At 30.7% G+C, this 20,446-nt stretch carries 20 protein-coding genes; 16 read left to right on the top strand and 4 right to left on the bottom strand.

What is annotated here, in order from left to right:
- Positions 1-9: 9 nt before the first annotated feature.
- Complete coding sequence (locus tag J3U20_RS07340) at positions 10-717, bottom strand: histidine phosphatase family protein (RefSeq protein ID WP_160542793.1); 708 nt, start codon at positions 715-717, stop codon at positions 10-12.
- A gap of 432 nt (positions 718-1,149) precedes the next feature.
- Here J3U20_RS07340 and J3U20_RS07335 point away from each other — a divergent pair, with 432 nt between their 5' ends.
- From J3U20_RS07335 to argH, 9 genes are all read left to right on the top strand, one after another.
- Entirely contained in the window at positions 1,150-1,812 is a 663-nt protein-coding gene (locus J3U20_RS07335) for a GNAT family N-acetyltransferase (RefSeq protein ID WP_160542795.1), read from the top strand.
- Between the two features lie 13 nt (positions 1,813-1,825).
- A complete protein-coding gene (argG, locus tag J3U20_RS07330) occupies positions 1,826-3,013 on the top strand; it encodes an argininosuccinate synthase (protein WP_185149852.1) in 1,188 nt (395 codons plus the stop codon).
- Positions 3,014-3,078: 65 nt separating this feature from the next.
- A complete protein-coding gene (gene argC / locus J3U20_RS07325; protein ID WP_160542797.1) occupies positions 3,079-4,059 on the top strand; it encodes an N-acetyl-gamma-glutamyl-phosphate reductase in 981 nt (326 codons plus the stop codon).
- A 189-nt stretch (positions 4,060-4,248) separates the two neighbouring features.
- Positions 4,249-5,043: a pyrroline-5-carboxylate reductase gene (gene proC / locus J3U20_RS07320; protein WP_160542799.1), complete on the top strand. Its 795-nt coding sequence runs from the start codon at positions 4,249-4,251 to the stop codon at positions 5,041-5,043.
- 63 nt (positions 5,044-5,106) lie between these two features.
- Entirely contained in the window at positions 5,107-6,231 is a 1,125-nt protein-coding gene (locus tag J3U20_RS07315) for an aspartate aminotransferase family protein (protein ID WP_160542801.1), read from the top strand.
- 22 nt (positions 6,232-6,253) lie between these two features.
- Positions 6,254-7,204, top strand: coding sequence for an N-acetylornithine carbamoyltransferase (locus J3U20_RS07310; protein WP_160542802.1), 951 nt, complete (start codon positions 6,254-6,256; stop codon positions 7,202-7,204).
- A 73-nt stretch (positions 7,205-7,277) separates the two neighbouring features.
- On the top strand, positions 7,278-8,060 hold the full coding sequence (gene argB / locus J3U20_RS07305) for an acetylglutamate kinase (RefSeq protein ID WP_160542803.1): 783 nt from the start codon (positions 7,278-7,280) through the stop codon (positions 8,058-8,060).
- 9 nt (positions 8,061-8,069) lie between these two features.
- Complete coding sequence (locus J3U20_RS07300; RefSeq protein ID WP_160542805.1) at positions 8,070-9,146, top strand: M20 family metallo-hydrolase; 1,077 nt, start codon at positions 8,070-8,072, stop codon at positions 9,144-9,146.
- A 30-nt stretch (positions 9,147-9,176) separates the two neighbouring features.
- Positions 9,177-10,463: an argininosuccinate lyase gene (gene argH, locus J3U20_RS07295; RefSeq protein ID WP_160542807.1), complete on the top strand. Its 1,287-nt coding sequence runs from the start codon at positions 9,177-9,179 to the stop codon at positions 10,461-10,463.
- On the opposite strand, the gene J3U20_RS07290 is transcribed toward argH, so the two are convergent.
- Positions 10,460-11,446 (bottom strand): YeiH family protein, encoded by a 987-nt coding sequence (locus J3U20_RS07290; RefSeq protein ID WP_160542809.1) that lies wholly within the window; start codon positions 11,444-11,446, stop codon positions 10,460-10,462. The genes argH and J3U20_RS07290 overlap by 4 nt on opposite strands.
- A gap of 53 nt (positions 11,447-11,499) precedes the next feature.
- On the bottom strand, positions 11,500-12,399 hold the full coding sequence (locus tag J3U20_RS07285; RefSeq protein WP_160542811.1) for a LysR family transcriptional regulator: 900 nt from the start codon (positions 12,397-12,399) through the stop codon (positions 11,500-11,502).
- A gap of 216 nt (positions 12,400-12,615) precedes the next feature.
- Between J3U20_RS07285 and J3U20_RS07280 the strand changes: the two genes are divergently transcribed.
- From J3U20_RS07280 to J3U20_RS07255, 6 genes are all read left to right on the top strand, one after another.
- Positions 12,616-13,095, top strand: a complete 480-nt coding sequence (locus tag J3U20_RS07280) for a BON domain-containing protein (protein ID WP_105297142.1) — start codon at positions 12,616-12,618, stop codon at positions 13,093-13,095.
- Positions 13,096-13,099: 4 nt separating this feature from the next.
- Positions 13,100-13,519, top strand: coding sequence for an SH3 domain-containing protein (locus J3U20_RS07275; RefSeq protein ID WP_105297141.1), 420 nt, complete (start codon positions 13,100-13,102; stop codon positions 13,517-13,519).
- 342 nt (positions 13,520-13,861) lie between these two features.
- A complete protein-coding gene (locus tag J3U20_RS07270; protein ID WP_160542813.1) occupies positions 13,862-15,013 on the top strand; it encodes an ATP-binding cassette domain-containing protein in 1,152 nt (383 codons plus the stop codon).
- A 21-nt stretch (positions 15,014-15,034) separates the two neighbouring features.
- The gene (locus J3U20_RS07265) at positions 15,035-16,417 is read left to right on the top strand and encodes a hypothetical protein (RefSeq protein ID WP_160542814.1); all 1,383 of its coding nucleotides are present in this window, start codon (positions 15,035-15,037) and stop codon (positions 16,415-16,417) included.
- Positions 16,418-16,468: 51 nt separating this feature from the next.
- A complete protein-coding gene (locus tag J3U20_RS07260) occupies positions 16,469-17,881 on the top strand; it encodes a sensor histidine kinase (RefSeq protein ID WP_220233861.1) in 1,413 nt (470 codons plus the stop codon).
- The gene (locus J3U20_RS07255) at positions 17,874-18,569 is read left to right on the top strand and encodes a tRNA1(Val) (adenine(37)-N6)-methyltransferase (RefSeq protein WP_160542818.1); all 696 of its coding nucleotides are present in this window, start codon (positions 17,874-17,876) and stop codon (positions 18,567-18,569) included. The genes J3U20_RS07260 and J3U20_RS07255 overlap by 8 nt, the downstream gene beginning before the upstream one ends.
- On the opposite strand, the gene J3U20_RS07250 is transcribed toward J3U20_RS07255, so the two are convergent.
- On the bottom strand, positions 18,564-18,926 hold the full coding sequence (locus tag J3U20_RS07250) for a YraN family protein (RefSeq protein ID WP_160542820.1): 363 nt from the start codon (positions 18,924-18,926) through the stop codon (positions 18,564-18,566). The genes J3U20_RS07255 and J3U20_RS07250 overlap by 6 nt on opposite strands.
- A gap of 38 nt (positions 18,927-18,964) precedes the next feature.
- On the opposite strand from J3U20_RS07250, the gene J3U20_RS07245 reads away from it, so the two are divergent.
- Positions 18,965-19,783: a hypothetical protein gene (locus J3U20_RS07245; RefSeq protein ID WP_160542822.1), complete on the top strand. Its 819-nt coding sequence runs from the start codon at positions 18,965-18,967 to the stop codon at positions 19,781-19,783.
- The last annotated feature ends 663 nt before the right edge of the window (positions 19,784-20,446 follow it).

The raw sequence follows: 20,446 nt of genomic DNA, 5'->3' as shown, positions 1-20,446 counted from the left end.
CAAAAATATTTAGCTATTTTTTCCTTTTTCTGCATAGCTCATATCATTAACCGATTCGATGATATATTTTCCATCTTCAAATACAACTTTACATACTGAAGCGTTTTCCAAATCCTTAACAAATAACCTTTTACCTCCCAGATTATGAAGCATTAGAGTTATACTTAATCCGTGAGATACGATCAGAACGTTTTTATTTTCCTTATTCTTACTTTCAATCTGTACGATATCCGATAAAGCTTTATGCGTTCTTTTTTCAACTGTATTAAAATCTTCTGCCATTTTCATAGGATCTAAAATACTTATGGTATTGACCGCTTCTTTATAAGTTATTTCTTTATTCTTGTCAAAGATATCATTAAATAAATCCTGAGCATTAGTGTAATGTAGATATAAGGCAACATCCTTAAACATTTCCGTAGCTAAGGCAGTTTCATACGCTCCAAAACAGATTTCTCTTAATTCAGGTTTTTCTGTAACCGGAAGTTCTTTTTGATCTGAATTCTTTAAAATTATATTGATAGTCTCTCTGGTTCTCCTTAAATCACTGCAAAAAGCTGAAGAAAATTTAACATCTTTCAATCCTTTACCCAAATTTTCTGCCACCTCAATCCCTTCTTTTGTTAACGGTGTATCACTCCAACCTTGAACTTTGTTTAATGTATTTAAAATTGTCTTACCATGACGTACTATGTAAAATGTAATCTTAGATCCCATATAAAAAATATTAGCATTTTAAATACAAAATTAGAAAATTTTGTTTGTTATAAGAATAGAATAATCATTATAGTTCACTAGTATTTCACACTGTTGATTTATTTAAACTTAAAATTAAAAAACAAAATATATCTTAAAAATAATTATTTTTAATCGTATAATTTTTAAAAAATTTTATTCGTATAAAAAAATAATTATTATTTTTGTTATGTTAATTTAGATTTTAAAAGTTAAAAATCTTAGTTATGTTATTACGCAATTTAACATTGCCGGTTAATAAAATTACCCTTTTATCTTACCCTATCTACTTCAGTAGGCAGGTTAGGCTTTGATTTTCGATTTTTCCAAAGCCGACACTTCCGTTTTTTATACAGTAATTTATCTAGTACTGTTTTTTCAATTTATCCATTTACTATATTATTTATACATAAGATGAATATTAATATTGTTGTTGCAACAGAAGAACATTATCAGTACGCTGAAGAAATATGCGAAACTATTTACCAATCGGCTATTGTAAGGGGTACAGGTATTGCTAAAAGAACACCTGAATACATCCAAAAAAAAATGGATCAAAGACAAGCGATTTTAGCTCTTGATAATACAAAATTTGCAGGTTTTTGTTATATAGAAAAATGGCAGAACGGAGAATTCGTCGTCCATTCAGGATTAATTGTTCATCCTGACTACAGAGGAATAGGTTTAGCCAAAAAAATAAAACATTTTATTTTTGATTATACCCGCAAAAAATTTCCTGAAGCTAAAATTTTCGGTATAACTACCGGTTTGGCTGTAATGAAAATTAATTCGGAATTAGGATATAAGCCGGTACCCTTTTCTGAACTAACTGAAGATCCTGATTTTTGGAATGGCTGTAAAACGTGTACGAATTTTAATATTCTACAAAGTAAACAAAATAAAATGTGCTTATGTACCGGAATGTTATTCGATCCTAAAGATCAAAAAAAAGATAATAATATCTCCCATAAAAATAGTTTCGATAAAAAGGTCATTACTCATCTCAATAAAATAAAAGAAGTATTTCACTTAAAATCTAAAAAGGATTGTAATAATTCCCAAATTAAAACCATCTAAAAAAATCTTGATTATGAAAAAAGCAGTTTTAGCATATAGTGGAGGACTTGATACTTCCTATTCCTTGGTTAAACTAACTAAAGAACACGATATGGAAGTTCATACAGTTATAGTAAACAGCGGAGGATTTTCTGAAGAAGAATTAAAACAAATTGAAAAACGAGCATATGAGCTGGGTTCCAATCATCATATAACCATTGATATTACTGAAAAATTTTATAAAAATTGTTTACGCTATCTCATTTATGGAAACATATTAAAAAACAATACCTATCCCTTATCAGTTAGTGCAGAAAGAATATTTCAGTCACTGGCTATAGCGGAATATGCAAAAAAAATAAATGCGGAATATATAGTTCATGGAAGTACGGGAGCCGGTAATGATCAAATTCGATTTGATGTAGCCTTTGAAGTCATTTCCCCTAAATCAAAAATAATTACACCGATTCGTGATGAAAATGTTTCTCGTCAAGAAGAAATTGACTACTTACAAAAAAACGGAATAAACATGAATTGGGAAAAAGCAAAATATTCCATCAATAAAGGAATATGGGGAACTTCTGTAGGAGGTGTTGAAACACTTTCCTCTGATCTCCCTTTGCCGGACGAGGCCTTCCCTACTCCCCTCTCTGAAACCACTCCTTCCATAATTGAACTTGAATTTTCTAAAGGAGAACCTATCGGATTAAATGGAGAAAAAATGAATCCGGTGGCATTAATTCAAAAACTGAATGAAATAGGAGGAAAATATGCCATTGGACGAGATATACATGTAGGAGATACCATTTTAGGAATTAAAGGAAGAGTAGGTTTTGAAGCTCCTGCTCCTATGTTACTGATTAAAGCGCATCATCTGCTGGAAAAACATACCCTATCCCGTTGGCAACTCTTACATAAAGATTCATTGGCCAATTGGTATGGTACTTTATTGCATGAAGCTCAGTATTTAGACCCTGTAATGCGTGACATTGAAGCGTTTCTTACGTCCTCTCAAAAACGGGTTAGTGGAACCGTAAAGATTCAGTTGTATCCCTATTATTTCCGCATGATCGGTATAAAATCTCCTTATGATATGATGCAATCAAAAGTTGCTACTTACGGTGAAGAAAATGAAGCTTGGGACAGTAGAGATGCCCGAGGATTCATTAAAATTTTTGGAAATCAATTAAAAATTCATCATAGTTTCAATGATTTAGAATAATTTACGAACTTTATCTTGAATTAAAGTAAATAAAAATTGAAAGTATAGTTTAGTTTAAAAAACCAATGAACAAAATAAAAGCCAGTATTGTGGGAGGGGCAGGATATACTGCGGGCGAATTATTGCGAATCCTCATTAATCATCCAAAAATAGAACTCACATCCGTTTACAGCACTTCCAATGCGGGAAATCCTGTCACAACGGTTCATGAAGACCTTATAGGTGAAACCGATTTAATTTTTTCTGAACGCATTGATAAAGAGGCAGATGTTGTTTTTTTGTGTTTGGGACATGGTAAATCCAGGGATTTTTTGACAGAAAATATATATTCTAAAAACACAAAAATCATAGATTTAAGTAATGATTTCAGGGTTAAACCTCATCATGTGTTTCAAGACAGGACATATATTTACGGTCTTCCCGAATTACAAAAAGAAGAAATAAAAAAGGCAAAAAATATTGCTAATCCCGGATGTTTTGCCACCGCCATACAATTAGCTTTACTTCCCTTAGCAAAGAAAAGTTTATTGTCGCAAGATATTCATATCCATGCTGTAACCGGCTCAACCGGTGCGGGGCAATCACTTTCAGCAACTGCTCATTTCAGTTGGAGAAATAATAATGTTTCCTTTTACAAAGAATTTAGTCATCAGCATGAGGCAGAAATTTCACAAAGTATTCATCAATTAGGAGCCAACCGACATCAACTCTATTTTTTACCTATGCGAGGCAATTTTACTCGAGGGATTCTTGCCGGCATATATTTAAAATCTGAAATTACAAAGGAGGAAGCTTTTTCTTTATATCGTGAATATTATCAGGATCATCCATTTACCTTTGTTTCCAACACTCCTCTATCAGTAAAGCAGGTAGTCAACACAAATAAATGTATGTTAGAAATACAAAAACATAAAGATACCTTATTAATTACTTCGGTGATTGATAATTTAAGTAAAGGTGCTTCGGGTCAAGCCGTACAAAACATGAACCTTATTTTCGGATTTGAGGAATCGGAAGGTTTACATTTAAAACCGGTGGCATTTTGATAAAATTAGAGTTATAAATTCACTATTTCCTCTTAATATGATTAACTAGAAAAACTAAAAATACAATATCAGTTTCCTTAGTTTATTTAGAAAGTTCTTATGGTTCTTTTAGAGATGTTAACTAAAAAAAGGATAAATTACTGATTTTAATGAATAATAAAAATTATATAATTAGTACAAAATTATAATATGAAAATAGCAATTATTGGAGCCGGAAATTTAGGACTGGCAATCGCAAAAGGAATTATTAACAGCAATTTTGCTGAATCATTATATATTACTAAGCGAAATATTAAAACCTTACATGAACTGGAAAATAAACAAAATATAATTCTTACCTCAGACAATAAAGAGGCAATTAAAAATTCAGAGATTATATTGTTTGCGGTTCAGCCTAATGTCTTAACCAATGTTTTACAAGAATGCCGGCATTTATTTACGGAACATCATACTTTACTATCAGTAGTTGCCGGATTTGATTTAAGTAAACTAGAAGAAATCATAGGCAATCATTTTCCAATTATTAAGGCCATGCCTAATACCGCTATATCGGTGAATAAATCCATGACCTGTCTTTGTTCCAATAAAAAAGGAAAGGATCGAATCAATATCGCGTTGGAAATCTTTAATCAACTGGGACATGCTGTAGAAATTCCTGAAGAGCAAATGCAAGCGGCAACAATTATTTGTTCCAGCGGTATAGCTTTTTGGCTGAGGATCATTCGTGCACATATGTTGGGAGCTATAGAAATGGGACTGGAACCGCAAGAAGCTCTATCCATGATTACTCAAACTTGTATGGGAGCGGCACAATTAATTGAGTCTAAAAAAAGTCATCCCGAGCAAGAAATTGATAAGGTTACAACTCCGGGCGGATGCACCATAGCCGGAATTAATGAAATGGATCATCAAGGAGTTAACTCTGCCATTATTAAAGGGCTTTTAGCTTCCTATACTAAAATCAATCAGCTGACTAAGAAATAAATAGTAAAGTTTCACATGAATACCACAAAAAAACAATAATAAAAATTTATAAAGGATACTAATATGAGTCTATTCGATGTATATCCTATCTACTCTGTAACCCCTGTTAAAGCATCAGGTTGTACCGTATGGGATGAAAAAGGAGATGCTTACCTTGACTTTTATGGTGGGCATGGGGTTATTTCCATCGGTCATTCGCATCCGACGTATATCAAACATTTAACCGAACAAATCAATTCCATCGGTTTTTATTCCAATTCAATTATAAATCCTGTTCAGGAAAAACTGGGTAATTTATTACCTCAAATTTGCGGATATCCCGACTATTCGTTATTCCTCTGCAATTCAGGAGCTGAAGCCAATGAAAATGCTTTAAAATTAGCCTCTTTTCATACCGGAAAATCAAAAGTTTTAGCCTTTAAGAACAGTTTCCACGGGCGTACTTCCGCAGCGGTTGCCGTGACCGATAATCCAAAAATTATTGCTCCTATCAACGCTCAACAGGAAGTGGTATTTTGCAAATTAAACGACATTAAAAGTGTTAAAAAAGAGATTGCTAAAGGGGGTGTATCTTCCGTAATTATTGAAGCTATTCAAGGAGTGGGTGGATTGGATGAAGGAAGCACTGAATTTTTTCGGGAATTGGAAAAAGTTTGTAAAAATAATAAGGTAGTTCTAATTCTGGATGAAATTCAATGTGGATATGGACGATCCGGTAAATTTTTTGCCCATCAATATCATGGAATCAAAGCAGATATTATATCGGTAGCGAAAGGGATGGGAAACGGATTTCCTATCGGGGGGATCTTAATTTCTCCTGAATTTACTTCTTCTTTTGGATTATTAGGAACTACTTTTGGCGGAAATCATCTCGCTTGTGCCGCAGCATTAGCGGTTTTAGAAGTTATGGAGGATGAAGATATTTTAAGCAATGTTCAAAAACAATATGAATATTTCATTAAAAAATTTTCTTCACTATCGAAAATTAAGAAAATTAAGGGTAAAGGATTAATGCTGGGATTAGAATTTGATTTCGAAGTCGCAGATCTCCGTAAAAAATTAATCTATGAAAAAAAGATTTTTACGGGTAATTCCAATAATAAAAATCTACTGCGTGTGCTTCCGCCGTTAACTATTTCCAAAAATGAAATTGATATGCTTTATGACAGTTTACAGTCTTGTCTTTAACAACCTTATAAAATAAGAAATAATGAAAAAGTATACTTCTGTCGATGATATTACAGACCTAAACGAGATGTTAAATTTGGCTAAGAAGATTAAAGCTACTCCTTTAGCCAACCAAGTTTTGGGAAAAAATAAAACTTTAGGGCTTTTATTTTTTAATCCGAGCTTAAGAACGCGATTAAGCACACAAAAAGCAGCTCGCAATCTGGGTATGGATTGTATGGTTATGAATTTAAACACAGAAGGCTGGACATTAGAATTTGAAGATGGAACGGTAATGGATGGTTCTGCTTCCGAACATATAAAAGAAGCCGCTAAAGTTATATCAGTTTATTGTGATATAATAGCCATTCGAAGCTTTCCCACTTTAAAAGATAAGGAAAAAGACGAAGCGGAAACAGTCATTTCTTCTTTCGTTAAATACGCCACCGTTCCGATCATCAGTTTAGAAGGGGCTACAGAACATCCTCTACAAGCTTTGGCTGATGCGTTGACCATTGAAGAATACAAAAAAACGGAACGTCCTAAAGTAGTGTTGAGTTGGGCTCCACACCCAAAAGCTCTTCCTCAATCTGTTTCCAATTCATTCGTGAAAATGATGAAAAAAATGGAGGTGGATTTTGTTATTACTCATCCGGAAGGATACGAATTGAACCCTGAAATTACCAAAGGTGTTCCCATTGAATATAATCAAGAAAAAGCATTTTTAAATGCTGATTTTATATATGCTAAAAATTGGAGTAATTACAACGATTATGGTAAAATATTAAATGAGGACCCTCATTGGACCATCGGAAAAAGACAAATGGAATTGACAAATCACGCTAAATTCATGCATTGTTTACCGGTACGAAGAAATATGATTGTAACTGATGATATATTGGACAGCGATGCCTCGATAGTTATACCTGAAGCAAATAATCGAACGTATTCTGCTCAAACCATTCTTACTCGAATACTGGAAGGGCTCACATAAATATTAATTATTTGATTTTTGGTAAAAAACAGGTATTTAACTAATTACTAACAAACAACCCAATAAGTTGAATATGGAAAAGAAAAAATTAACCGTTATAAAAATAGGAGGAAATGTAATTGATAATCAAAAAGTCCTTACTCAATTTTTACAAGATTTTTCTAAATTGGAAACCCCAAAAATTTTAGTCCACGGAGGGGGAAAAGCAGCTACAAGATTAGCGGGTAAATTGGGAGTTGAATCGATCATGATTGAAGGACGAAGAGTAACCAACGAAGAAATGCTAGATGTGGCAATAATGACGTATGCAGGACTTTGCAATAAAAAAATTGTAGCTCAACTTCAAAGTTTACAAACCTCTGCTATCGGGCTAACCGGTGTCGATGGAAATTCTATTGTATCGAAAAGGAGAGAAAATAGCACCTATGATTATGGATATGTAGGGGATATCATTGAAATTAACTCCGAATGGATTAAATGTTTACTCGATACCGATACGATTCCTGTATTCTGTGCAATTACCCACGATAAAAAAGGACAGTTGCTTAACACGAATGCTGATTCCATTGCACAATCTCTGGCTGTGGGCCTATCCGCTTTTTATGAAACCACTTTATTGTATTGTTTTGAAAAAAAGGGTGTTTTACAAAATATTGAAGACGAAAATAGTATTATTGAAACTATAGATTACAGTTCATATCAACAGTTAAAAAAGGATAATATTATTCACTCGGGTATGATCCCAAAACTTGATAATTGTTTTGAAGCGCTGAAACAGGGAGTTAAAAATATTATTATTTCTAACCCTGAAATAATTAACAACTTTAATCATTCTCATACTTGTATTACCTTATAATTAAGTCTTATGAAAACCATTGAACAACTAACTTATGAAGCAATTGATCTGTTAAAAAAATTAATTGCAACGCCCTCATTTTCCGGAGAAGAACATCATACCGCTTTATTGATTGAAGCTTGGTTCAGACATCATTCAATTCCTTATGAAAGAGAGAATAATAATATATGGGCATATAATAAATATGTGGATGAAAACAAACCTTATTTATTGCTGAATTCTCATCAAGACACTGTTTTTCCTAACAAAGACTATACTCATAATCCTTTTGATGCCATTGAAAAAGAGGGTAAAATATTCGGTTTAGGTTCCAATGATGCCGGAGGATGTTTGGTGTCTCTTTTAGCCACGTTTACCTATTTTTATTTACATAAGAATATGAAATATAATTTAATTATGGTGGCTTCCGCTGAAGAAGAAAACAGTGGAAAAAAAGGTCTAAACAGTGTGTTGGCTCACTTGCCACCATTAGAATGTGCTATTATAGGTGAACCTACTCAAATGCAACTTGCCATTGCTGAAAAAGGCTTGCTTGTTTTAGACGTTCTCGTAAAAGGAACTGCCAGTCATGCAGCTCATAATAATCCTGATAATTCCATTTATAATGCTTTTGAGGTAATTGAATGGTTTAAAAATTTCTCATTTGAAAAAATATCAGAAGTTTTAGGACCTATGAAAATGACAGTTTCTCAAATTGAAGCAGGTAAACAACACAATCTTGTACCTGAAGAATGTCGCTTGGTGGTAGATATCCGTGTGAATGATTGTTATACAAACGAAGAGATACTATCAATAGTAAAGAAAAATTTATCTTCTGAAAGGGTGATAATTACTCCCCGATCATTGAAACTTAAATCTTCTTCCATTCCCAAAACTCATCCGTTAGTTATATCCGGAATTGCTCTGGGGAGAGAAACTTATGGGTCTCCTACTCTTTCAGATCAAGCCGTCTTACAATGTCCTTCTTTAAAAATGGGGCCGGGAAATTCTTTACGATCTCACACTGCCGATGAATATATTTTTAGGGAGGAAATTGTAGAAGCAATTCCTCTGTATATAGAATTATTAAATCAAACGATCTTATAAAAGATAATTGAAACTATTAAATTTAAAAAAATGAAGCTTTGGGAAAAAGGTATACCGACTGATCAGAGAATTGATTTATTTACCGTAGGTAATGATCGAGAATTAGATATTGTTTTAGCTAAATATGACGTGTTAGGTTCGTTAGCTCAAACTAAAATGTTGTATCAAGTAGGGCTTATTACGGAAAATGAAAAAAAAGATTTACTTCAAGCATTAAATGAAATTCTCACAGATATAGAAAATCATACGTTTAAAATTGAAGAAAATTTTGAAGATGTACATTCTAAAATAGAATTTTTACTAACTGAAAAAGTGGGCGATGCCGGTAAAAAGATTCATACGGCTCGTTCCCGCAATGATCAGGTTTTAGTTGATATGAACTTATATCTGAAAGATGAATTAAAAGTGATTAAAGATCAAACTCGTAAACTTTTTGATCTTCTACTGGTTCTTGCAGAAAAAAATAAAAACATTTTATTGCCCGGATATACGCATTTTCAATTAGCTATGCCCTCTTCCTTCGGAATGTGGTTTTCTGCATATGCTGAAAGTTTGATTGATGATGTAATTTTACTTAATGCAGCTTTAAAAATAGTCGATCAAAACCCTTTAGGATCAGCAGCGGGATATGGTAGTTCTTTTCCTATAGATCGAACGTTTACTACTCGAGAATTGGATTTTAAAACATTAAAATTTAATTCCGTTGCCGCACAAATGAGTCGAGGTAAATCGGAAAAAAGCACGGCATATGCTCTTAGCAGCTTGGCCGGTACTTTATCCAAGTTAGCAATGGATGTAACTTTATATTTAAGTCAAAATTTTAACTTTCTTTCACTTCCCACCCATTTGACAACAGGTTCCAGCATTATGCCTCATAAAAAAAATCCTGATGTTTTTGAATTGATACGAGGAAAATGCAATAAAATACAAGCTTTACCTTATGAGTTGACTTTAATAACCAATAATCTTCCTAGTGGATATCATAGAGATTTACAGTTATTAAAAGAAGGAATTATTCCGGGAATACAAAATTGTAAGGCATGTTTAGAAATGGCTCATTATTCTCTTCAAGATATACAAGTTAATAAAAATATCCTCGATGATCCTAAATACGATTATTTATTTACCGTAGATGCTCTTAATGAATTGGTAGCAGAGGGAATTCCGTTTCGTGATGCTTATAAAATAATCGGTCAAAAGGTGGAACAGGGAACGTTTCAATCCCCTAAAAAAACTACTCATACGCATGAAGGAAGCATAAACAATTTGTGTTTAGAGGAAATTAAAAAGAAAATGGATGATTATTGGTTGGATTAAAACATCCTATATACGAGTAAAATCAAAGTTAAAAAAGATACACTTGTCCATAAGATAACTCCCAAAAGTAAAGGTTTTATACCAATTTTTTTTAAGGTTTGCAAACTTAATCCTGCTCCTATTAAAAATAAGGTTACGGTTAGTCCTCGTTTAGCTGCCATAACCAACCCATGATCGAAAGTGCTAAATACAGGAAAGTATTGGGGTAAATAGGTATTACTTATCATGGCCGCAATAAATAAAAATATAAAGTAAGGTAGTTTTATTTTCTTATGTATATTTTCCTTATCTTCTTTAAAAGTCAATATAATCAGAAAAGATAAGGGAATGATCCATAAGGCTCTTTCCAGCTTAACCATCGTCGCAATTTCTAAGGCTCTTGAACCATAGTGCTGTGCAGCGCCAACAACAGAACTTGTATCATGTATAGCCAATGCAGACCAATATCCGAATTGTTCTTGTGAAAGATGTATTAGATGTCCGATTGCCGGAAATATAAATAAAGCAATGGAATTTAAAATAAAAATAGTCGCTAACGACAGGCTGGTTTCTTCTTCATCTGCATGGATAAGCGGGGCAACGGCAGCTATAGCACTTCCACCACATATAGCAGTTCCTGATGATATCAACAAAGTTATTTTCCTGTCAATTTTAAAAAATTTTCCTATCAATATTCCCATGAATAAGGTAAGAAAAATTGATCCAACCGTTAATAACAATCCTTCTTTACCAACTTGAATAGCTGTATTTAAATTCATCCCAAATCCCAATCCTATAACAGAAAGTTGAAGAAGATAGCGCGTTATTTTTTTAGTAAAGGCGGGATAAGGATTACCAAAACTAAAGGAAAATAACATTCCAAACAATAACGCTAGAGGGGTGTCTATAGATACAACCAGGCAAAGTAAACCTAAAAGAATAAAAATTATTTTTTTTACCCGATCATTGGCGACTAATTTTTTCTTGGTTGTTGCTTGATTCATTGTACAAATATCCTTTACTGAATACAAATCTGCCAATGAAAAAATGTTATACCTTATAACGATGGGTTATAATGTGAAGTAGCAAATTTTATAAAAACATCTGAATTTCCTTCGGGAACTCCTTGCTTATAAACAAAGTAAAACCAGCGTTTTATATTTATACCCTCTATATCAATTATTTGAAATTCTCCTTTTTTTATATCTTTAGCTACTGCTGCTATGGATATAAAACCTATACTGTTGGTATGGGTAAGGTAGGACTTGATGCCTTCTGTACTTCCTAAATGCATAGCAATGTTCAGATCTTTAAGCTGTATATTGACAGCTTGGAAAGCATCTCGTATAATATCCAAACTTCCTGAACCTAATTCTCTCAAAACCAGGGGTACTTTTTGTAATTCCTCTAAAGTCAAAATTTCTATTTTTGAAATTTCCTGTGAGGTGTGTGCAATGGCAACAATTTCATCTTTTAAATAAGGAATGTATTTAAGTTGCTTATTTTTGGGTTTGCCTTCAACCATTCCTAACTCAATTTTTTTTTCAATCAGATATTTTTCAATTTCTTCTGTATTTGCGGTTATAAGAGACATTTTAATTTTCGGATATTTGGAATGAAATTGAGACATTAAAGCAGGAAGTAAATATTGGCCTAAAGTAGTACTTGCTCCTAACTGAAAAGTTCCTGAAAAATTTTCTTTTAGTAAATCAAAATCATATCGTATTTGTTTATAGATATTCATGATTTTTTCTGAATGGATCAATAATATTTTACCAGCATCGGTAAGCTCTATTTTATTTCCTTTTCGAAGAAATAGGGTTAAATCATATTCTGATTCCAACTCCTTTATATTTTTAGTCACAGCAGGTTGTGAAATATATAATTCCTCGGCAGCTTTGGTAAAACTTAAATTTTTAGCTACAGCATAAAATATTTTCAATCGGAAATCAGACATTATAATTTTTATTATTTCTTGCTAAGTAAATTACTATAAATATTTTATTAAATCATACAATTATTGATTTATGAAAAAAATTGAACCTATTCAAATTAACTTTTATCCTTCGATCCTGTTTTTCAACACAAGTGTAAATGTATATATATGGAATAATTTTTGTTTTGGATGGGTATTAAACAATGTTAATTTTAAATAGACCTAAAAAACCAAATTATGAAACAATTAAAAAAAATTTTATGGGCTTTTGCATTAATGGGTACGCTGAGCTTTTCTTTGACATCATGCAAAAATGAGCCTAAAGATTCAGATTTAGTTACCAAGGCAAAATCCGTTATTCCTGAAGGAGTTACTATTGATGTTAAAAAAGGGGTGGCTACACTTACCGGAGAGTATAACGATAATGACGCTAAACAATCAACTGAAAATGCTGTTAAAGCAATACCGGGTATTAAATCTGTTGAAGATAATGCAACGGTTAAATCAGAATCAGGTGATGTAGTGGTTTCCGTGGATTCTGTATTGAAATCTAAAGTAAATGATATTTTAAAAGGGTATACCGGTGTTACAGCGGATATAAATGATGGTGTGGTAACTCTTAACGGTGAATTAAATAGAAGCGAATTGCCTCGACTTATGCAAGCAATTAATACGCTGCAACCTAAAAAAATTGAACAAAAATTATTACTAAAATAGAAGTATGGCTTTACAAGATAAATACGCAGATTTAATAAATAAGGCGAAAAGTCTGGGAACAACCAATCTTTCTGTTAAAGAACAAAATAATGTTCTTTATATTGATGGAGAGGTTCCGAATGGAGAGTCTAAAGATCAGTTGTGGGCTGCTTATAATAAAATTGATCCTGATTTTAGATCCGCTGATTTAATTTTAAATATTAATGTATCACCTAATGCTCCTTCTTCAAAATATAAAGTAACCACTCAAAGTTCTAATTTAAATATTAGAAAAGGACCGGGTACGGATCAACCTATTTTAGGAAAAGCCGCACATCAATCTACGGTAACTTTTCTGAGCAAATATAACGATGATTGGTATTTAATACGATCTGAAGATGGAACCGAAGGATATTGTAATACTGAATATTTAACGGCTATATAAAATTATTATACTTAAATATTTTTTGAGAGGGCTGGAATTAATTTTCTTGCCCTTTTTTTATCTAATCAAATATACCGGAATTATATTTATATCTTTTTAAGATTGCTTTACCTGTTGATACTATGACTTTTTAAAAAACATTTAAATTTTTTGTTTATTGTTGCATCTAATAAAATTTAGATAGAATTATAGATTCTTAGGATTGATTTTTGCTAGTATCTTATCTAATATTTTTATTTAAACTGTTTTTATTTTTTTGTGTATAATTTTATTTTTTATTTACTATTGCCTTTGAATTTTGATCAACAGAGAACTAGTATTATTTTAATACCGATACATTAAATGAATTTATTCGAAAAGCAATTTCAAGATATTATACATTTTTTACAGTTTGACGATTATTCTTTAGTTTTAAAGAGAATTATTGACTTAACGTTAGATACGGAAGAGATATCTTTTTATAAGAAAACAAGTGATTTACTTCAATGGGTTGATTATAATGAATCCAACGAAAAAGGAAAAAAGGAAAAATATTCTGTCATCTTAAATGAACTTTATCAATTTCTTTCTAAAAAAGAAATTTCAGAACCGAAAAAACTTCTTGAAGCCGAAAAAGTTAAAAAATCATATAGTAAATCTGCTTTTTCTTTAGGGCCTATAAGCTTAAAAATTTCCGAAGGAGAAATTATTGGTTTAGTGGGAGAAAATGGAAATGGTAAAACTTCTTTGCTTAGACTTTTATGTGGAGAATTGGAAGCAACTGAAGGAAATATATCTTATACGCTGGATTTTAAAGATCGATATGAATTAAGAACTAAGTTGATTTATATTCCTCAAAGGCCGAATATATGGTACGGTTCTATATTAGATAATCTTCAATTTACTGCTTCTTCTTATAATATTAAGGGAGAAGAAAACGAGTTAATGGTTGATTTGATTACCTCCAGAATGGGATTGCGAAACTATCGGAAAATGAATTGGGCTAATCTTTCTTCGGGATATAAAATGAGATTTGAATTAGCCCGAATGTTACTTAGAAAACCCAAACTTTTACTGATTGATGAGCCTTTAGCTAATTTAGATATTCTTTCTCAACAAACGGTATTGGAAGATTTTAAAGCAATAGCAAAATCTCCATTCAGACCTTTGGGTATCGTTGTAAGCTCTCAGCAATTGTATGAAGTGGAAAAAAATTCCGATCAAGTGCTATTCTTAAAACATGGGGAACAAAAAAATATAAAAAGTGAGAGTTCTGATAAAAAAGAATTGCCTGAATTGATTATTGAGTTTGAATCGGAATGGCCTCAGGAAAAAATTTATGCTTCTTTATCTAAAATCTCTTTACTAAAATTACAATATAATGGAGGTTCTTATATTGCGCATTTTCCTGATACTACGTCGGTGAATAATTTTTTAACTCTTTGTATTGAGGATCAGATGCCCATTAAGTATTTTAGAAATATATCTGATTCAACTCGTAGATTTTTTATTTAATTCTTTTAAAAATCCGTGATCATGTTTACAAAAACACAAAAACGTTTGCTAGTAAATTACCCTATTTTATGGAATACAAAATTTGTTCCGATGGGTATAACAGTTCTATTTATTAATATTTTTTTCTTTATTACGGGTTATTTTTCCGGAGCTATTAATTTTTATGAAACGGATTATGATTTAAATAGCACCACTGTCATCTATCTTATTTCAGTTTTAGCTAGTTTATTAATTCTCATTATATGGTTAGTATTTTATTTAAAGAATAATGGCTTTAAGTCCTTTTACCCCAAACAGTCCAATGCTCTATATGTGGAATGGTTGTTGACTTTTATCTTACTCATCGGAAATCAATTATATCCTTACAGTTATTATCAGGGTATTACATATAAGGAAAGAGCCTTTGCTTCAAAACAACAAATCTATGAAGCTAAAAAAATATTGAATCAAATTCAAATATTAATACCTGATTCGTATAATTATTATCAATTCAATCCTATCGAGAAAACTATTGATTCTTTAGAAAAAGATCCTGATTCAACTCCCATGCACTTATCTCTTCTTAATTTTTATCCATATAATAAGGAGATTGAGCAGGTTAAAAATTGGTTAATTACCGAACAAGAGGATAGCATAAGAAATTTAATTAGGGAATATTTAGATCTTCAAAAAAAACATAGTCTTTCTACCAATCTTACTGTAAACAGTTGGATGAAATTAGTTTATAATCCACCCAATTATATTGTTACTCAATCAAATTATATTAGCAATACAAAAAATCAAAATGATGATAACATAAAAAATTACGTGGAATTTAAAAAACTCGATTTTGCTTATCAAAAAATGTTTGACGCATATAATAATGGAAATTTTTCCAATGAGTTTATTTTAATCATTTTATATATTGCTTTAAGTTTATCTATTGCAATATTATCCTTTCGTACAACAAGTGGAAAAGCCTGGTTAATCGCATTTATAACATTTGGATTACTAATTTTTATTAACGGAATTATTTCGGTTTTATTCCATCTATTTTCTTTTGAAATTAATGAGTATAATATCACTTATTTAATAACCATTTATTGGACATTGATACTCTTATTTATGAGCATTTATGTTGTACTTAAACTCTATAAAAAAAGCGCAAAGAATAAATCAATTGTACTGATAAATTTAATTTTATGGATACTACCCTATATGCCTATACTTTATTTTACAACGTTTATGATAATAATGAATGAAACCGTTTATAGTGAAAATCTGAACCATTTTATTAGTACTATATATCTTTACTTTTTTAATCATTCTATCGTCTTTTTTTGGATTAATCTTATATTTGTAGGTATCATTTTATTCTTTGTAGCTAAAATAATAAAAAACTGGAAAGCTTTGCCTGAAGAATAGAAGAATTAACCCTATTTTTTATTTTAAATGTACAAAAGATTCCCATTATCCTTGCGAATTTTTTTAGTGATGATCCTTGTTGAGGTCAGCACTATATTTGCCATGGGATTGATAACTTTTTATCAATATATAAGAATTGCAGAGGAATATAACAATAAAAGGCTAGAAAGAAAGGAACAATTAATTATAGAAACTTTCGATTATCTCATTTCCAATCGAAATACAAAACCGGAGGAGGTTAAAAATAAAATTGGCAATAAAATTTATGAAATTTCAGATATTAATAATATCGATATAAATTTTTATTCTCTGGATGGAAAATATATTTTAGGAAATAAATTACCCAATCCTAAGACTGAATTTGTCCCTAAAGAAATTTTAAAAAATCTGAATGTAAATAACGACCGTATAGAGGTTATAAACAAGCTTCCCAATTCAGAAGAAAGTTTTACGTCCGTATATAGATATATTTACAACAATGATTATCAACCTATTACAATTATAAATTTTCCTTTTTTACATGATGAAGCATTTCTAAAAAAAGATTTTTATTCCTTATTATATAGATATTTAGTTATCATGCTTATCGTATTAATTGTAAGTGGTATTTTCTCATGGTTCTTTTCACTTACTTTAACCAGAAAAATTAAAGATATTGCTTATCGGCTTAGGGATACCGGCGCACTTACTCATAATAGACCTCTTTTATATAATTATATTGACGAAGTGAGTCCATTGGTTAAAGCTTACAATATTATGCTGAATAAATTTAGAGAGCAAACTGATGCACTGGTTAAAAAAGAAAAAGATAATGCTTGGCAGGAAATGGCGAGACAGGTGGCTCACGAAATCAAAAATCCGCTTACCCCTATGCGGCTCGAAATTCAAAGTTTTCAATTAAGATTTAATCCTGAAGATCCACAAATTCATGAAAAGTTAGATTCATTAACCCGTTCATTAATACAACAAATAGATACTATTGCCTCGATTGCCGGCGCATTTTCGGACTTTGCAAAAATGCCTGTTAAAAAGGATGAAAAGTTAAACGTAATTGAAGTTGCTAAAATTTCGTTAGAAATATTTCCATCTCAACAAATTTCACTGGATACACTTGATGAATTGGTCATTTTAAATATCGATCCTAATTTATTGAACCGTATATTAACCAATTTAATAAAAAACGCTTTTCAATCGATACCGGAAGAAAGAACTCCCCATATTATTGTAAAAATCAGACAAGACATACGAATGGTTTATTTTTCTGTTATTGATAACGGAAATGGAATTCCGGAAGAAATAAAAAGCAAAATTTTTACTCCTCAATTTTCAACTAAAACCAGTGGAAGTGGTTTAGGTTTAGCTATCATTAAAAAACTAATTGAAGAATATAATGGGTCTATAACCTTTATGTCTGAAGAAGGGAAAGGAACTATTTTCAAATTTGAAATTCCTAAAGGTGAATAATATTTTTAAGTTTAAAAAATTTAATATATTTCAAAATAATTCTGTATTCAAAGTAGGTACAGATAGTGTATTATTGGGTTGTTTTGCTGATATACATAATGCCTCCCACATTCTTGATATTGGTACCGGTACAGGGGTACTTTCGTTAATGTGCGCGCAAAGAAATCCCATTTCTCATATTACAGCCATGGATTCTGAATACAATGCGTATTCTTTGGCCTTGGAAAATTTTAGAAATTCTTCTTTTTCTCAAAGGATCACAGGTATCCATTGCGATTTAGACCGTTTCTTTAGTGATATATTATTTGATTATATTATTTGTAACCCTCCTTATTTTAAAATTTCGGAAGTATTACATCGTAAACACCCTGTCGCCAGGCAACAAATAAAACTTAACTATCATCTTCTTATTAAAAAATCGGCATCATTACTATCTCAAAACGGAAAAATCGGATACATTTTTCCTATTGAAAATGAAAAAGAAATACTTGAACTATCAAATAGATATAATTTATTTCCCAATCGCATTATATATATTTCAGGAATAAGAAATGGAAAAATTAAAAGAATTTTTCTTGAACTTAGCAGAGATGATAAAAATCCTATAATTGAAAACTTTGTTATCGAAGAAAAAAGTCGTATATGGTCGGAAGAATATAAAAAATTAACATCAGAGTTCTATTTATAATATCATAGTAAAGGCGTCTTTTATATGTTCAATTTGCCATCTGTAATCTTTTTTTATGATGGAAATAATATCGAACCTTACATTGACATCCATTTCTTTACAAAGCACATATTCATTTGCTGCTTTAATCAATAATTTTCTTTTTGATCTGGTTACCGCCTCTATGGGGTCAATGATAGTTGTATAGTTTCTAGCCTTAACTTCAACCATTACCAACTCAGAAGCATTTTTAGCAATAATATCAATTTCTGCCTTATCATATTTCCAATTTCTATCTAATATTTCATATCCTATATCTAAAAGATAATAAAATGCTTTCATTTCTGCTTCTTTTCCAAATTCATTATGATAAGCCACACTATATTTTTTAGTTTATTGATTAAAATTATATTTATATGAAATACAAATATACTATATTTGAAAAAAAATCCTGTATGAGGAATACAACCCTATTATTTTTTAGTTTTTTTAGTTTCTTTATTTTTTTCTCCTGTGGAGACGAAAATTTTGAACCCTATCCTAATCATGAATTTGATAACCACAAAGGCTTATTACCTTCAGAATATATAAAAACTGAAATAGATAAAAATACGGGGAACAAAGTAACTGTAACTACTTCTATGCAATACGATAATTTAAATAGATTAATAAATATTAAATCGTCTATCTCAGATTCGATAACTAATATTCATATGATCTCTTATAATGAAAGTAATGGTAAAGTTTATACCGTTACTACCGAAAATGCCGGAGGAACTAATTTGTATTCTTATGAATATACAGAACCCGGTATTATACTTGAGCATAGAAGTTTTAAAACAAATCCTCTTCCCGGATATCCTGAAATTGAACCTTATACAAGAACGTTAACTGTTTCGGGCGATAAATTACTAAAAATAGAAGATCCAAAAGACGTACAAACCCATCTTTTCAAATACGACATATACGGAAATTTAATTCAATTTGATACTACTATTTATACTTATGATATCTTAAAAGGCTTGATGAACAACGTAAAAACTCCTCATTGGTTATTTGCAGCATTCGAAGGAAATTTTCCTTTCACTTACAATCTGGTTAATAATATTACCGGTGATAATAAGGGAACTGTTTATAATTATGAATATAATAAAGACTTACATCCTGATTATCCTACAAAAATTATTCTTAACAACACAGAAGAAATAATTATCAATTATATAGTTGCTAAATAAATCAAATTTTACCCTTTAAAAAATACACAAACTTTTAAATCTTAATACAATTAAAATTTATTATTGAAAGTAATAAACCATAAATTATTATTCTCAAATCTATAACATTAACTAACACTAAAAATGATTATATAATTACCTATGAGCTACATTTATAATGTAGCTTTTTGCATTTTATATCTAAAATATTAAGTTGCTTACTCAAAAGCGCGAATTACATTCTCATATAAAAAGTTGGATATTATAACCACACAATTTGTTTATATAGTTATATTCTCTATGCTTCTACGATGTAATCCTATATTTTTCTGTCCCGGTATTTTTTTTAACTAAATATTGCTATCCTAAATACAATTAAACAATATTTATTGTACTCAAAAATTATAATTTTCTTATGCTACCTCTGCTTATAAATTAGTCTATTTTATTATCAATAATGATCAGCATATACAAATAAAATTTAATTTTTTATAAATTTATTATATAAATTAATATTTATTTATGTGTATTTGAAAAATAAAATAACTATATTTACCCCATATTTTATAAATATTAATTTTTTTTAACGTAATTAAATTAAAATCCCATGAATCCTTTGGATAAAAAGAATTCGGTGAATCTTAACACTAAAGATTTGACTAAAAATATAGTTGATTCTTCCGG

The organism is Apibacter sp. B3919 (genome assembly GCF_026537405.1).
Lineage (GTDB): Bacteria > Bacteroidota > Bacteroidia > Flavobacteriales > Weeksellaceae > Apibacter.
The sequence above is the reverse complement of the archived record's forward strand: the minus strand, read 5'-3'. Positions and strand labels throughout refer to the sequence as shown.